The organism is Paraburkholderia saeva (assembly GCF_907164555.1).
GTDB lineage: Bacteria > Pseudomonadota > Gammaproteobacteria > Burkholderiales > Burkholderiaceae > Paraburkholderia > Paraburkholderia saeva.
Genome location: NZ_CAJQZC010000032.1, coordinates 1 through 1,010, shown reverse-complemented (window position 1 = coordinate 1,010; position 1,010 = coordinate 1). Strand labels below are relative to the sequence as shown.

General features: G+C 63.5%; 1 protein-coding gene. It reads right to left on the bottom strand.

The features are described 5' to 3' along the window. Positions 1-74 precede the first annotated feature (74 nt). Positions 75-1,010, bottom strand: a 936-nt coding sequence (locus LPA36_RS29350; protein WP_228884019.1) for a reverse transcriptase domain-containing protein, incomplete at its 5' end; no start/stop codon positions are given.

The window sequence follows — 1,010 nt, the reverse complement described above, 5'->3', positions numbered from 1 at the left end:
ATCGGGTAGGGTGAGGGGTCACCCCCTCAGCCCTCCCACACCACCGTACGTGCGGTTCCGCATACGGCGGTTCATCAAGGACGCTGGAGGCGTCGCTGGGTGTCCAGCAGCGAGACCAGCCCCTGTCGGTCGAAGAAGCGTTTCGGGAAGGCATCGCGCATGTGACGCGCGCCAGCATTCCACCACGGCCCCTGGCCGTTGTGCGCTGAGCGCCATGCGCGTTCCTCCGGCAACCCCTGTCGACGTAGCATGGTGGTTCGGCCCAAGCGGTGTTTTGCCTGCCGCCAGAGCAGACAGCGCAATCGCCGCCTTAGCCAACTATCCAGATCCTCTAGCGCGCGTTTGCCTTGCGTGAACTGGAAGTAGTTGACCCATCCGCGAAGCACTGGATTCAGTGTCTCGATGGTGTGGCTCAGACTCCTTCCTCGCCCCTCCCTCAACAGCGTCTTCACACGCGCCGTGAGCCGTTTCAGGCTTTCCGGCGCGATGCGCAGCCGTGCCTGACGATGAACCGTCAGGCTGTAGCCAAGGAATTTGCGCCTCCACGGGCGGCTGCATGCGCTCTTCGCATCGTTGACCTTCAGCTTCAGACGCTTCGCGAGAAACGTCGTCATGTCAGTCAACAGTCGCTCGCCTGCCGCCTTGCTTCGGACGTAGATGTTGCAGTCGTCCGCGTAGCGGCAGAACGCATGCCCGCGCCGCTCCAACTCGCGGTCCCAATCCGTCAGCAGGATGTTTGACAGTAACGGCGAGAGCGGTCCGCCTTGCGGCGTCCCTTCCCGTCGCGCCTGCGCGACCCCGTTGCGCATCAGGCCCGCCTCCAGGTACCGCCGGATCAGCTTGAGCACTCGATCATCCGTGACCTGCCGGGCCAACCGCGACATCAGAATGTCGTGGTTCACCCGGTCAAAGAATTTCTCCAGATCGATATCCACCACCCAGCGACGGCCTTCCTGCACATACCGCTGTGCCATCAAGACCGCCTGCTGCGCGCTGCGCCCCGGCCTGAA